Source organism: Micromonospora auratinigra, from assembly GCF_900089595.1.
Classification (GTDB): Bacteria; Actinomycetota; Actinomycetes; order Mycobacteriales; family Micromonosporaceae; genus Micromonospora; species Micromonospora auratinigra.
This window is the reverse complement of record NZ_LT594323.1, coordinates 5,369,126-5,382,847: the sequence shown is the minus strand read 5'-3', so window position 1 is coordinate 5,382,847 and position 13,722 is coordinate 5,369,126. Positions and strand designations below refer to the sequence as shown.

At 73.1% G+C, this 13,722-nt stretch carries 12 protein-coding genes; 5 read left to right on the top strand and 7 right to left on the bottom strand.

Going from position 1 to position 13,722, the window contains the following annotated elements; genetic code table 11:
* Positions 1-69: 69 nt before the first annotated feature.
* The 4 genes from eccE (at position 70) to rarD (ending at position 3,867) form a co-directional block, all read left to right on the top strand.
* Complete coding sequence (gene eccE, locus GA0070611_RS24375) at positions 70-1,881, top strand: type VII secretion protein EccE (RefSeq protein ID WP_091668732.1); 1,812 nt, start codon at positions 70-72, stop codon at positions 1,879-1,881.
* A gap of 85 nt (positions 1,882-1,966) precedes the next feature.
* Positions 1,967-2,353 carry a phage holin family protein gene (locus GA0070611_RS24370; RefSeq protein ID WP_091668728.1) on the top strand — a complete coding sequence of 129 codons (387 nt, stop codon included), beginning with the start codon at positions 1,967-1,969 and terminating at the stop codon, positions 2,351-2,353.
* Positions 2,354-2,458: 105 nt separating this feature from the next.
* Positions 2,459-2,947: a GNAT family N-acetyltransferase gene (locus tag GA0070611_RS24365; RefSeq protein ID WP_091668725.1), complete on the top strand. Its 489-nt coding sequence runs from the start codon at positions 2,459-2,461 to the stop codon at positions 2,945-2,947.
* Positions 2,944-3,867, top strand: a complete 924-nt coding sequence (gene rarD, locus GA0070611_RS24360; RefSeq protein ID WP_091668722.1) for an EamA family transporter RarD — start codon at positions 2,944-2,946, stop codon at positions 3,865-3,867. Before GA0070611_RS24365 ends, rarD begins: the two co-directional genes overlap by 4 nt.
* A 6-nt stretch (positions 3,868-3,873) precedes the next feature.
* Here the strand turns inward: rarD and GA0070611_RS24355 are convergent, their stop codons facing one another.
* From GA0070611_RS24355 to GA0070611_RS24345, 3 genes are all read right to left on the bottom strand, one after another.
* Complete coding sequence (locus GA0070611_RS24355; protein WP_091668719.1) at positions 3,874-4,563, bottom strand: anti-sigma factor family protein; 690 nt, start codon at positions 4,561-4,563, stop codon at positions 3,874-3,876.
* On the bottom strand, positions 4,560-5,129 hold the full coding sequence (locus GA0070611_RS24350) for a sigma-70 family RNA polymerase sigma factor (protein WP_091668714.1): 570 nt from the start codon (positions 5,127-5,129) through the stop codon (positions 4,560-4,562). Before GA0070611_RS24350 ends, GA0070611_RS24355 begins: the two co-directional genes overlap by 4 nt.
* 89 nt (positions 5,130-5,218) lie before the next feature.
* Complete coding sequence (locus GA0070611_RS24345) at positions 5,219-6,004, bottom strand: IclR family transcriptional regulator (protein WP_091668710.1); 786 nt, start codon at positions 6,002-6,004, stop codon at positions 5,219-5,221.
* 154 nt (positions 6,005-6,158) lie between these two features.
* Here GA0070611_RS24345 and GA0070611_RS24340 point away from each other — a divergent pair, with 154 nt between their 5' ends.
* Entirely contained in the window at positions 6,159-7,334 is a 1,176-nt protein-coding gene (locus GA0070611_RS24340) for an MFS transporter (RefSeq protein WP_091668706.1), read from the top strand.
* A 116-nt stretch (positions 7,335-7,450) separates the two neighbouring features.
* Here GA0070611_RS24340 and GA0070611_RS24335 read toward each other — a convergent pair whose 3' ends face one another.
* From GA0070611_RS24335 to nuoL, 4 genes are all read right to left on the bottom strand, one after another.
* Positions 7,451-8,530 (bottom strand): polyprenyl synthetase family protein, encoded by a 1,080-nt coding sequence (locus GA0070611_RS24335; protein ID WP_091668702.1) that lies wholly within the window; start codon positions 8,528-8,530, stop codon positions 7,451-7,453.
* Between the two features lie 89 nt (positions 8,531-8,619).
* Positions 8,620-10,173, bottom strand: a complete 1,554-nt coding sequence (gene nuoN, locus GA0070611_RS24330; protein ID WP_091668698.1) for an NADH-quinone oxidoreductase subunit NuoN — start codon at positions 10,171-10,173, stop codon at positions 8,620-8,622.
* Positions 10,170-11,702, bottom strand: a complete 1,533-nt coding sequence (locus tag GA0070611_RS24325) for an NADH-quinone oxidoreductase subunit M (RefSeq protein WP_091668695.1) — start codon at positions 11,700-11,702, stop codon at positions 10,170-10,172. The genes nuoN and GA0070611_RS24325 overlap by 4 nt, the downstream gene beginning before the upstream one ends.
* A 64-nt stretch (positions 11,703-11,766) precedes the next feature.
* Positions 11,767-13,716 (bottom strand): NADH-quinone oxidoreductase subunit L, encoded by a 1,950-nt coding sequence (gene nuoL / locus GA0070611_RS24320; protein ID WP_407940454.1) that lies wholly within the window; start codon positions 13,714-13,716, stop codon positions 11,767-11,769.
* Positions 13,717-13,722 lie beyond the last annotated feature (6 nt).

The following is a 13,722-nucleotide window of genomic DNA, read 5'->3' as shown; positions in this document are numbered from 1 at the left end:
CCTGTGGACAAAGACGTCCTACGATGAGCCACGGCAACGTCACCCGGCGAACACGGTGGAGGAGGCGCGGTGACGGCGAGCACGAGCGCGCGGCCGGCACCCGTGACCTCCCCTGCGGCGGCACGGGCCCGCCGCCCGGCGTCCGGCGTCCGGGCCGGTCAGGTCGTCGCGGCACAGCTGGCGGTGGCCGCCCCGGTGGCGGCCGTCGGCCACGGGGCGGCAGCGATCGCGGTGACCCTGCTGCTGGCGGCGCTGCTGCTGCCCGGTGCCTGGCTGCGCTGGCGCGGCCGTTGGCTCTACGAGTGGCTCCTGGTCGGGCTGGCGCACCTGACCCGACGGCGCGCCCTGCCCGCCGCCTCGGCACCGGCCGCGCTGCTGGCGCTGGTCGCCCCGGGATCCCGCATGACCACCGTCGAGCCGTCCGGTGACCCGGTGGCCGTGCTCGACGACCCGGCCGGGATGGTCGCGCTGCTGGAGATCGGCGACCCCGGCGACCTGATCGGCGACGGCCCCCGGGCACTGCCCGCACCGCTGCACCTGCTGCCCCCGCCGGGCCCGGAGAGCCCGCCGGTGCGGCTCCAGCTCCTGCTCAGCGCCGCACCGGCCCCCGCTCCCACTGCCGGGGCCGGCACCGCCGGCACCTCGTACCGTCAGCTCACCGACGGGCGGCTGGCCGCCCGGGCCCGCGCGGTGCTGGCGGTCCGGGTGCTCCGGGCCGACGGCTGGTCGGACGACGAGCTGCGGCGGGCCCTGGCCGGTGCGGTCCGCCGGATCGTCCGCCGGCTCGGCCCGCTGACCGGTCGTCCGCTGGGCGGGCCGGCCGCGCTGCGGGTGATGGCCGAGCTGGCCCACCACGACACCCACGCGCCGGTGCGCGAATCGTGGCCGGCGGTGACGGTCGGCGGGCTGACCCAGGCGACGTACCGGCTGCGGCGGTGGCCGGATGCGCGGGCGGACGCGGGCCGGCGGCTGGTGCCCCGGCTGCTGGCGCTGCCGGCGGCCGCGACCACCGTCTCGCTCTGCGTCGGTCCGCGCGCCACCGCCGACGCCGCACCGGTCGCGGCGGAGCTGACCGTACGCCTGGCCGCCTGGAACGGCCCGGCGCTGACCGTCGCCGACCGGGCGCTGCGCCGGCTCGCCGGTGACCTGGGCGCGGAGGTCCACCGGCTGGACGGTGAGCACCTGGCGGGCCTGGCCGCCACCCTGCCGCTGGCGGCGTCCCCGGGTGGCACGCCGGTGGCCGGCGGCACGGTGGACGCGCTGGAGCTGGCCCTGGGCGACGCCGGCCTGATGGTCGGGGCGAACCGGCACGGCGGCGCGGTGACCGTGCGTCTCTTCGGGCCGGGGACCACCCGTCTGCTGCTGGTCGGCGGCGTACGGGCGGCGCAGCTCATGGGGCTGCGCGCGCTGGCGTTGGGGGCCCGGGTGGTGGTCCAGACGGCCCGTCCCCGGGTGTGGGAGCCGTTCGTGCGCGGGGTGGGCGCGCCGGCCGGTGCGGTGCCGCTGATCCCGCCCGGCCGCCCGGTGGGTGGCGCGCCGGGTTCCCCACTGCAACCGCTGCTGGTCGTGGTCGACGTCGGGCCGGTGCCTGCGGAGGTCGGGCCGGCGGCCCCCTGGCAGGCCGTGCTGGTGGTCCGGGACGAGTTGACCGCAGCCGATTCGGCCGCGCTGGCCCGCGCCGACCTGGCGATCCTGCAACCACTGGACCCGGGCGAGGCGGCACTGGCCGGCACCGCGCTCGGCCTCGGTGCGTCCGCGGAGTGGCTGACCCGGATCCGGGACGACATGGTGGCGGTGGTCAACCGTCGGGCGCTGCGCTGGGCGCTGCTCTCCCCGACGCCGATCGAGTCGCAACTGGTCGGTCGGCCCAGCCGCCGCTGAGTCCGCCCGTGGCGCAGCGGCGCCCCCCGAGCGGTCGGGCTCCGACGGGTTCCGTGACTCGACGCGGCATGGCACGATCCCGGCCATGGATTTCCTGAAGGGCCTTCTGATCCGGCTGGCCTCCACGGCGGTGGCCTTCTGGCTGGCCACCCTGCTGATCCCGGGCATCTCGCTGGACTCGGCGTCGGCCACCGAGACGGTGACCACGCTGGTGCTGGTCGCGGTGATCTTCGGTGTCGTCAACGCCGTGCTCCAGCCGATCATCAAGACCGTCGGCTGCGGCTTCTACCTGCTCACCCTCGGTCTGATCGCGCTGGTGGTGAACGGCCTGCTGTTCCTGCTCACGAGTTGGATCGCGGGTGAGGCCGGGCTGCCGTTCCACGTGGACGGTTTCTGGCCGGCCGCGGTGCTGGGCGCGCTCTTCGTCGGCATCGTGACCTGGATCCTCGGCGCGGTCCTGGACCGGGACTGAGCCCACGACCCGCCCCGCGGCACCGCCGATTCCCGCCCACCGCTCAGACCAGTGGGCGGGAATTGGCTGGTGAGGGGCCGGGGTGCCGGGGCTAGCGTCGGTCGGGTGTTCACTCTGACCCGCTCCGACGGTTACCAGCTCAGCACCGACCCCGACCGGCTCGACCTGGACCGGGTGCACCACTGGCTCTGCACCGACGCGTACTGGGCGCTCGGGCGGGAGCGGGACACCGTCGAGCGGGCCTTCGCTGGCTCGATCGGCTTCGGCGTCTACCGTCCCGGCGACGGCCGGCAGGTCGCGGTGGCCCGGGTGGTCACCGACCGGGCCACCTTCGGCTGGCTCTGCGACGTGTACGTGGACCGGGCCGAGCGGGGCCGGGGGCTGGGCGGCTGGCTGGCCGCCACCGTCCGCGACCACCTGGCCGAACTGGGTGTGCGCCGGCTCCTGCTGGCCACCGCCGACGCCCACGGGCTGTACGCGAAGGTCGGCTTCACGCCGGTCGCGGCGGAGCGGTACCTGGAGCTGGACCGCCGGGTGAAGCCGGTCACCAGCAAGGATCAGGCCGGCGTACCACCCCTTACGGTGGAGGCGTGAACCAGCTCCGCCTCGGCTACCTGTACGGCCTCGGCGCGTACCTGCTCTGGGGTTTCTTCCCGATCTACCTGAAGCTGCTCCGACCGGCCGGCCCGGTGGAGATCCTCGCCCACCGGATCGTCTGGTCGGTGGTCTTCGTCGCCCTGCTGCTGGCCGCGCTGCGCAACATCGCCTTCCTGCGCGCGCTGGCCCGGCGGCCCCGGGCCCTCGCCGGCATCACCGTGGCCGCCGCGCTGATCGCGGTCAACTGGGGCACCTACATCTACGGGGTGAACTCCGACCGGGTGGTGGAGACCGCCCTGGGCTACTTCATCAACCCGTTGGTCTCCGTGCTCCTCGGCGTCCTCGTGCTGCGCGAGCGGCTCCGGCCGGCGCAGTGGGCGGCCCTCGGCGTCGGTGGGTCGGCGGTCGCCGTGCTGACCGTCGACTACGGCCGGCTGCCCTACCTGGCGCTCACCCTGGCCGCCAGCTTCGCCGGGTACGGGCTGGTCAAGAAGCGGCTCGCGCTGCCCGCCGCGGAGGGGCTCTTCGTCGAGTCGGCGGTGCTGGCGCTGCCGGCGCTGGCGTACCTGGCCTGGTTGGGCGGGCGCGGCACCTTCGGCCACGTCTCGGCCGTGCACACCGCGCTGCTGGTGCTGGCCGGCGCGGCCACCGCGATCCCGCTGCTGCTCTTCGCCGGGGCGGCGAACCGGCTGCCGCTGTCCACCATCGGCATGCTCCAGTACCTGGCCCCGATCCTCCAGCTCGGCTGCGGGGTGCTGATCTACCACGAGCCGATGCCGCCGGCCCGCCTCGCCGGCTTCGCCCTGGTCTGGCTCGCCCTGCTGGTCTTCACCGTCGACGCGCTGCGGCACGCCCGCCGCAACCGCACCACGGCCGCCCGGAACGCGACGAGCCCGGTGCCCGCCCCGACCCGCTGACCCGGCTCAACGCAGGTCGTAGGCGAGGACCGGGGTGTTGTCGGCACGCAGCAGTTCGAGGCGGACCAGTTCGCCGTGCGTGAAGTGGGTCGCGCCGGTCATCCTCAGGTTGTCCCCGGGCGCGGCGAGCCAGGTGGCGACCTGCTCCGTGGCGCCGTCCGGGCCGTGCGCCACCAGCCGGAAGGTGTACGCCTCCCGGTCGCCGGTCCGCTGGTCGTACCCGCAGCGCAGGGTGACCTCGGTGCCCCACTTCTTGTCGGTCAGCCCGATCTCGGCGTGCACCGGCACGGTGCCGGCGACCGGCCGCATCGTGGCCAGCGACACCTGCGGGGCCGGGGCGGGACCCACCGGCCGCAGCTGGGCCACCCCCAGCCCGGCCAGCACCGCCAGGACGGCCGCGGCGAGCGCGGTCACCGCGTACCGCCGGCGGGAGCGGGACCGCTCGCGGCGCCGCCGCTCCCGGGCCTCGTCGAGCAGCGCGGGCACCCGGGAGGTCTCCGGGCCGACCTCCAGGAACTGCTCCAGCCCGGCCGGGTCGAGCCGGCCCAGCAGGCCGGGCAGTACGGCGATCTCGGCCACCGCCTCCCGGCAGGCCGCGCAGCCGGCCAGGTGCCGTTCGTAGGCGGCCCGCTCGGCCGGCGCGAGGGCGCCCAGCACGTACGCCCCGTCGTCGTGTGCGAACTCGCAGCGGGTCATCCGGTCACCCCCATCTCGGCCAGCACCAACCGTAGTGAGCGCAGCGCGTAGTGGGTGCGCGACTTCACCGTCCCCGGCGGTACGCCCAGCCGGGCGGCCGCCTCGGCCACCGAACGACCCTGGTAGAAGCACTCCACCAGCACCTCGCGGTGGGTCGGGCTGAGCCGGTTGAGCGCCTCGGCCACGGTCCACGCCTCCACCGCGCGCTCCGCTTCGTCGATCGTCTCGGGAGGTTCGGGCAGCTCGTCGGTGTAGACCTCGCCGACCCGGGTGGACCGGCGCCGCCAGGCGTCGATGGCGAGGTTGCGGGCGGTGGTGAAGAGCCAGGCACGGACCGAGCCGCGCCGCGGGTCCAGCGACTCCGGGTGCCGCCAGGCCCGGAGCAGGGTCTCCTGCACCAGGTCCTCGGCGCGCGACTGGTCGCCGTTGACCAGCCGCAGGGCGTGCGCGAAGAGCGCGTCCGCGTGCTCGTCGTGCAACGCGCGCAGCAGTTGGGCGTCGTGGTCGCTGATGGGGGCACCTCGCTTCCGGCGGCGGGGAGACCGGCGATGCGTTCGCCCTTCCATACGTGCCGTGACGCCCAACGGTTCAGCCGCAGCTCGGCGCGGCGGGTCCCGGCGACCGCTCCCGGCCGGTGGCGGCACCGTGCCCGGGGTCAGACGACGTCGGCGGCGATGCCGTCGGCGATCGAGCGGGCGGCGGTGAGCAGCTTGGCCCGGACCACCCGCGCGGAGGTCATCATCTCGCTGGCCGGCAGCGCGCAGGCCAGCACCACCCGGCGCTCGATGTCCTTGTCCGGGGTGACCAGCACGGCGGCGCAGGCCACCCCCTGCCGGAACTGGCCCAGCTCCAACTGCATGCCCCGGCGGTCGCCGGCGGCCAGGTCGGCCTCGAACGCCTCCGTTGTGGTCAGGGTGGCGTTGGTGAACGGGCGCATGCCGTACTCCCGCAGGTAGCGGAAGCGCTGATCGGCGCTGAGGGTGGCGAGCAGGCTCTTGCCCAGGGCGGTGGCGTGGGCGCCCTCGTCGAAGCCGGGCACCAGGTCCTCCAGGTACGGCGAGCGCGGCCCCTCGGCGACCGCCGTGATCGCCACCTGGCCGCCGACGAAGCGGCCCAGATAGTGGCTCCAGCCGGTGTCCGCGGCGGCCCGGCGCAGCGACTCACCGACCGCCTGCGGCCCCCGGAACGCGGTCACCAGCTCCCGGTAGCGGTCGGCCACCTCCAGGCCGACGATGTACGTGCCGTCCTCGCGGCGGATCACGTAGCCCTCGTACGCGAGGGTGCGGACCAGGTGGTAGGTGGTGGCCACGGTCAGCTCGCACCGGCGGGCGATCTGCTTGACGGTGAGGCCCCGCGGCGCACGGCCGACCGATTCGAGCACACGAAGCGCGCGGGAGACACTTCGGATCAGGTCCGAAGGTTCCGCCAAGGGGTCGCGCACAACCACCTCCGCCGCCGGGGACTTACACCATATGAAAAACCGGCCGAGTGCGAAATGCCTGTTCGGATGGAGGATGCCAGATCCCCGGGCACAGACCGTGCACCGACAGTCACGATGAGCTGCCAAAACGCGGTCGGCGTAGGTTGTGCGGACAATGACCGACACCGCGTTGCACCCCTCGCCCTCCGCTGCCCGGCAGACCGTCCGGGCGAGCGCCGGGGCCATCACCACCACCATCGCCTGCGTGCTTCCCGTGTTCCTGGTCGGCGGGCTCGCCGTGCAGATGGGACGGGACCTCGGCTTCTCCCCCGCCGGACTGGGCCTGGCCGTCTCGGTCTACTTCGGGGTGAGCGCGCTCGCCTCGATCCCGTCCGGCGCGCTGGTGGGGCGCTACGGCAGCGCCGGGGTGGCCCGGGCCGGCATCCTGCTCTCCGCCGGCTCGCTGCTGGCCGTGGCGGCGCTGGCCCGCTCGTACCCGGCGCTGGTCGGGCTGCTGGCGGTCGGCGCCACGGCGAACGCGCTCGGCCAGCTCGCCAGCAACGACGCGCTGGCCCGGCACGTGCCCCCGCACCGGCAGGGGCTCTCCTTCGGGGTGAAGCAGGCGGCCGTCCCGGCCTCCACCCTGCTGGCCGGCGCGGCGGTCCCCACCGTCGCGCTCACCGTCGGCTGGCGCTGGGCGTTCGTGGTCGCCGCGGTGGCGGCGTTGGCCGCGCTGCCCGCCGTACCGGAGCAGGAGCGGGACCGGGCACGGTCGACCGCCGGTGGACGTGCCGGGCGGGCGGCGGGCCCGCTCGTGGTGGTCGGGCTGGCCGCCACCCTGGCCGCCGCCGCGGCCAACGCGCTGGGCACCTTCCTGGTCGACTCCGCCGCCGGTCGTGGCCTCCCGCCGGCGCTGGCCGGGCTGACCCTCACCCTGGGCGGCGTGGTCTGCGTGCTGGCCCGGATCGGTGCCGGCTGGCTCGCCGACCGCCGACACAGCGGACACGTGGCACTGATCGCGGGCATGCTCGTGGTGGGTGCCGGTGGGTTGGCCCTGCTCGCGGTGGCCGGTCCGGTGCCGCTGGTCGCCGGCGTGGTGCTCGGGTTCGGCCTCGGCTGGGCCTGGCCCGGGCTGCTGAACTTCGCGGTGGTCCGGCTGCACCCGCAGGCCCCGGCCGCGGCCACCTCGATCACCCAGACCGGCGTGTACGCGGGCGGCTGTCTGGGCCCGCTCGGTCTCGGCACCCTGGCCGGCGCCCTCGGCTATCCCGCCATGTGGCTGGCCGCCGCCACGGCGATGCTCGTGGCCGCCGCCCTCATGCTCACCGGCGCCCGCCTCCTCACCCGCTGACCCGCCCCCACCACCCAGTCGTGAAGTTATTGCCTTCGGACACGGCGCGTCGTGGCAACAACTTAATGATCAGTTCTGTGGGGCCAGGGCCGGAGGGGGCCGGAGGGCCGGGGGGGTCAGCTGGTGCGGTCGGCGATGTAGTCGCAGAGGGACTCCAGGGCGCGGCGGGAGGGGCCCTCGGGGAGCGGGGCGAGGCGGGAGCGGGCGTCCTCGGCGTAGCTGCGCACCGTCTCCCGGGCCCGCTTGAGCGCCGGGGACTCGCGCAGCAGGCCGAGCGCCTCGGCGTGCAGCGCGTCGTCGACCAGCGGGCCGGTGGCGAGCACCTCCCGCAGCCGTACGCTGGCCGCGTCGGAGTCGTCGGAGGCGAGCGCGTAGAGCACCGGCAGGGTCGGCACTCCCTCGCGGAGGTCCGTGCCCGGCGTCTTGCCCGACTGCACCGACTCGCTCGCGATGTCCAGCAGGTCGTCGGAGAGCTGGAAGGCCACCCCGATGGTCTCGCCGTACCCGGCCAGGGCCTCGGTGTGCTCGGCGGAGGCACCACCGAACATCCCGCCGAAGCGGGCCGAGGTGGCGATCAGCGAACCGGTCTTCTCGGCGATGACGTGCAGGTAGTGCGCGACCGGGTCGGTACCGCGCGGCCCGACCGTCTCGGCGATCTGCCCGTGCACCAGTCGGGCGAAGGTACGCGCCTGGAGACGGACCGCGTCCGGGCCCAGGTCGGCCGCGATGTCCGCGGCGCGGGCGAAGAGGTAGTCACCGACCAGGATGGCGACGGAGTTGGTCCAGCGGGAGTTGGCGCTCGGAGCGCCCCGGCGCACGGCCGCCTCGTCCATCACGTCGTCGTGGTAGAGCGTCGCCAGGTGAGTGAGTTCCATCACCACGGCGGCCGGTACGACCTGCGGGCCCGTCGGATCGCCGAACTGCGCACCCAACGCGACCAGCAGCGGACGGAACCGCTTCCCGCCGGCCTCCACCAGATGCCGGGCCGCCTCGGTGACGAGCGGGTCGGCGCTGGCGACGCTGGCCCGCAGCTCCGCCTCGACGCCTTCGAGAATGCCCAGCACGGAGGCCTCGACGCGGGGATCGGCGAGGTGCAGGCCGAGCGCGCCGAACTGACCCGTGGCCTCCGGGCCCGGGCGACCGCCGGGGCCGGTGGCACCTGAACGCTCGCCAGCCGGAATCACGCCTTCAACCATGCCACACCCGTTCGACCTGCCCGGAGAGGGGGATACGGAGCGGGGGCCGGTACGCCACGGCGTACCGGCCCCCGGAGGACTCCCTGGAATCATCTGACGAATTCGGCCGCACCGTTGGCCAGTTCGAGCAGCTGCGTCGGGGCCACGCCCAGCACCAGCGTGGCGAGCACGCCGATGGCCAGAGCCGCCGAGGTGAGCGCGCCCGGCACGGCGACCGTCGGGGTGGCCTCGCCCGGCTCGGAGAGCCACATCATCACCACGACCCGCAGGTACGGGAAGGCCAGCACCATGCTGGTCAGCACACCGGCGATCACCAGCCAGGCGTTCCCGCTCTCCCAGGCCGGCCCGAAGACCGCGAACTTGCTGGTGAACCCGCTGGTCAGCGGGATACCGGCGAAGGCCAGCAGGATGAAGGTGAAGATCGCGGCGAAGAACGGCGAGCGCCGCCCCAGGCCGGCCCAGCGGGACAGGTGGGTGGCCTCCCCGTCGGCGTCCCGGACCAGGGTCACCACGGCGAACGCGGCGATCACCGAGAAGCCGTACGCGACCAGGTAGAACATCGTGCCGGAGAGCCCGCTCTTGCTCGGCGCCAGCACGCCCACCAGCAGGTAGCCCGCGTTCGCGATGGACGAGTACGCGAGCAGCCGCTTGATGTCGGTCTGGGTGACCGCCAGCACCGCGCCGACCAGCATGGTCAGCACCGCCACCGTGCCCAGCACCGGGGTGAAGTCCCAGGCGGCCCCGGAGAAGGCCACGTGGAAGACCCGCAGCAGGGCGCCGAACGCGGCAACCTTGGTGCAGGCCGCCATGAAGCCGGTCACCGGCGTCGGCGCGCCCTGGTAGACGTCCGGCGTCCAGACGTGGAACGGCGCCGCGGCGGCCTTGAAGAGCAGGCCGATGGCGAGCAGCGCCATGCCGGCGTAGAGCAGTGTCGGGCTGGTCGAGGAGTCGGCGACCGCCGCGTGCACGGTGGCGAAGTCGACGCCGGCCGGGCGACCCGGGATGCCCGAGGTGAAGCCGTAGATCAGCGCCACCCCGAACAGGAAGAACGCCGAGGCGTACGCGCCGAGCAGGAAGTACTTCATCGCCGCCTCCTGGCTCAGCAGCCGCCGGCGACGGGCCAGCGCGCAGAGCAGGTAGAGCGGCAGCGAGAAGACCTCGAGCGCGATGAACATGGTCAGCAGGTCGTTCGCCGCCACGAAGATCAGCATGCCGCCGATCGCGAAGGTGGCGAGCGGGTACACCTCAGTGGTGCCGCCGACGTTCTCGGCCTGCCGCCGGTCGTCGACCGACTCGGCGGTGACCGCCGCGTGCGCCACGAAGGCCCCGCCCCGCTCCACCGCGCGCTCACCGATGAGCAGCAGCGCCATGGTGGCCAGGATCAGGATCGAGCCCTGGAGGAAGAGCGTGGGCCCGTCCACCGCGATGGCCCGACCCGCGGTGAGCAGCCGGTCGTCCGCCTCCAGGATCACCATGGTCAGCGCGGCGAGGACCGCCAGCAGGGCGAGCCCGAGCTGCACCCCGTTGCGCAGCCGGCGCGGCACGAACGCCTCGACCAGGACGCCGAGCAGGGCGGCGCCCAGCATGATCAGGATCGGAGCGAGCGCCGCGTAGTCGATCGACGGCAACTTCAGCTCGGTCATTTTGCGGCCTCCTGGACGCTGCCGACCGCCGGCGCAGGGTCGGTCCGGCCGACGTCCTGCATGGTCGCCTTGACGGCGGGGTTGATGACATCGGTGACCGGCTTGGGGTAGAAGCCGAGCAGCACGATCAGCGCGATCAGCGGGGCGACCACGATCTTCTCGCGCAGGGTCAGGTCGCGACGCATGCCCTCGACCTCGGTCAGGCCCGGGTTGAGGGTGCCCTGGGTGGTCCGTTGGATCATCCACAGCACGTACGCCGCGGCCAGGATGATGCCGAGCGTGGCGATCACCGCGACCGGCTTGTTGGTGGTGAACGTGCCGATCAGCACCAGGAACTCGGAGACGAACGGCGCGGTGCCGGGCAGCGCCAGCGAGGCGAGACCGGCGAAGAAGAGCACCCCGGCCAGCACCGGCACCAGCCGGCCGGCCCCACCGAAGTCGCTGATCAGCGCGGAGCCGCGGCGGGCGATCAGCATGCCGACCACCAGGAAGAGCAGGCCGGTGGCGAGCCCGTGGTTGAGCATGTAGAGCACCGCGCCGGTGCCGGCCTGGGTGGTGAAGGCGAAGATGCCGACGCCGATGAACCCGAAGTGCGCGATCGAGGTGTACGACACCAGCCGCTTCAGGTCGTTCTGCCCGACCGCCAGCAGCGCGGCGTAGATGATGCCGATCACGCCCAGCGCCAGCGCGTACGGCGCGAACCAGCGCGACGCCTCGGGGAAGAGCGGCAGGCAGTACCGCAGGATCCCGAAGGTGCCGACCTTGTCCAGCACGCCGACCAGCAGCGCCGCGGCACCGGCCGGGGCCGCGCCACCGGCGTCCGGCAGCCAGGTGTGGAACGGGAAGAACGGCGCCTTGATCGCGAACGCGAGGAAGAAGCCGAGGAAGAGCCAGCGGGCGGTGTCCGTCGCGAAGTTCGCCTGGCTCAGCGCCTGCCAGTCGAAGGTCTTCCCGCCGACGACCCAGAGGCCGATCACCGCGGCGAGCATGAACAGGCCGCCGACCAGCGAGTAGAGGAAGAACTTGACCGCCGCGTACTGCCGCTGGTGGCCGCCGTAGCTGCCGATCAGGAAGTACATCGGCACCAGCATGACCTCGAAGAACACGTAGAACAGGAAGACGTCGGACGCCGCGAAGACGCCGATCATCGTGCTCTCCAGGATGAGCAGCAGCGCGAAGTAGACCGGCACCGACCGCTTGGACGACTCGGCGTCGTGCCAGGAGGCCAGGATCACCAGCGGCACCAGGATCGCGATCAGCATCAGCATCACCAACGCGATGCCGTCCACCTCGAAGGTGAAGTTGACGCCCCAGGTCGGGATCCACGGGTACGACTCGCGGAACTGGAACCGGTCACCGTCGGCGGAGAAGGTGAACCACATGACCACCGACAGCACCAGCACCAGCAGCGACCAGCCGAACGCCACCAGTTTGGCCAGGTCCGGCCGGCGGCGTGGCAGCAGGGCCACGACCAGCGCGCCGACCAGCGGTGCCACGGTCAGCACCGAGAGGAACGGGAAGTTGGACATTATTCGGCCTTACCTCCGTCGTGACTGCGTGGCCCGCCGGCGGGGGCGGCCGCGTTCAGGTCGATCACGCCAGCCACCCCGCCTGCACCGCCAGGAACGCCGCCACCACGAGCAGCGCGCCGGTGAGGATCGAGGTCGCGTACGACCGCACGAAGCCGGTCTGCAGCCGCCGGAGCCGGCCCGAGCCACCGCCCACCGCGGCGGCGAGGCCGTTGACCAGCCCGTCGACGCCCCGGTTGTCGAGGAAGACCAGCGCCCGGGTGAGGAAGATGCCCGGCTTCTCGAAGACCGCCTCGTTGAAGGCGTCCGTGTAGAGGTTCCGGCGGGCGGCGGTGACCACGACGCCGGCCGGCTGCGGCTCGGTGGCCGTGCCGTTGCGGAACAGGAACCAGGCCAGCCCGGCGCCGAGCACCGTCACCAGCAGCGAGAGCGTGGTGAGCAGCCAGTGCGCGAGGACCGGCTCGTGGGCCTCCTCCTGGCCGCCGAGCCCGGCGGTCGCCTCCAGCCAGTCCGGCACCGCGCTCTTCATCAGGAAGCCGGCCGCCACCGAGCCGATCGCCAGCAGGATCAGCGGGATGGTCATCAGCTTCGGCGACTCGTGCGGGTGCTCGATCTCCTCGGTCCACCGCTTCGGGCCGTGGAAGGTGAGCACGAAGAGCCGGGTCATGTAGAACGCGGTGAGCCCGGCGCCGAGCAGCGCGGCCCCGCCGAAGAGCCAGGCGGTCCAGCCCTCCCGCTCGAACGCGGCCACGATGATCGGCTCCTTGGAGAAGAAGCCGGAGAAGGGGAACATGCCGATGATGGCGAGCCAGCCCATCATGAAGGTCAGCCAGGTGACCTTCATGTACTTGGACAGCCCGCCGAAGCGGCGGATGTCCACCTGGTCGTTCATGCCGTGCATGACCGAGCCGGCGCCGAGGAACATGTTGGCCTTGAAGAAACCGTGCGCCAGCAGGTGCACGATGGCCAGCGCGTACGCCGCGCCACCGAGACCGACGCCGAGGAACATGTAGCCGATCTGGCTCACCGTCGACCAGGCCAGCACCCGCTTGATGTCGTCCTTGGCCGCGCCGATGACGCAGCCCATCAGCAGGGTGATCGCGCCGACGCTGACCACCACGAGCTGGAGCGTGGCGTTGGCCGAGAAGATCGGGTTGGAACGCGCGATCAGGTAGACGCCCGCGGTGACCATGGTGGCCGCGTGGATGAGCGCGGAGACCGGGGTCGGACCCTCCATCGCGTCCGGCAGCCAGGCCTGGAGCGGGAACTGGCCGGACTTGCCGGCCGCGCCGAGCAGCAACAGCAGGCCCAGCACCAGCACGGTGGTCTGGCTCATCGCGCCGACGCCGTTGAAGACGTCCTCGTACTGGGTGCTGCCGAGCTGGGCGAAGAGCACGAAGATGCCGATGGCCAGGCCGGCGTCGCCGACCCGGTTCATCAGGAACGCCTTCTTGCCGGCGGTGGCCGCGCTGGGGCGGCCGTACCAGAAGGAGATCAGCAGGTAAGACGCCAGGCCGACGCCCTCCCAGCCGAAGTAGAGCATCACGTAGTTGTTGCCGAGCACCAGCAGCAGCATCGCGGCGACGAACAGGTTGAAGTACCCGAAGAACCGTCGCCGGCCCTCGTCGTGCGCCATGTACTCGACCGCGTAGAGGTGGATCAGGAAACCCACCCCGGTGATCAGCAGCACGAAGACCGCGGCCAGCGGGTCGAAGAGCAGCCCGAAGTCGACCTTCAGGTCACCGGCCGCGATGAACTGCCAGAGGCTCAGCTGGACCTGCTTGTTCTCCAGGCCGCGGAGCTGGAAGAAGTAGGTCAGGCCGAGCACGAAGGCGGCACCGATGGCCGCCACGCCCAGCCAGTGACCCCAGCGGTCGGCCCGCCGGCCGAGCAGCAGCAGGATCGCCGCGCTGACCAGCGGGATGGCCACCAGCAGCCAGAAGCTGCCCAGCAGGCCACTCGCCGTCGCGAACGCGACGGCTCCGGTCGGCTCAGCCGACGCGAGCGTCACAATCTGTTC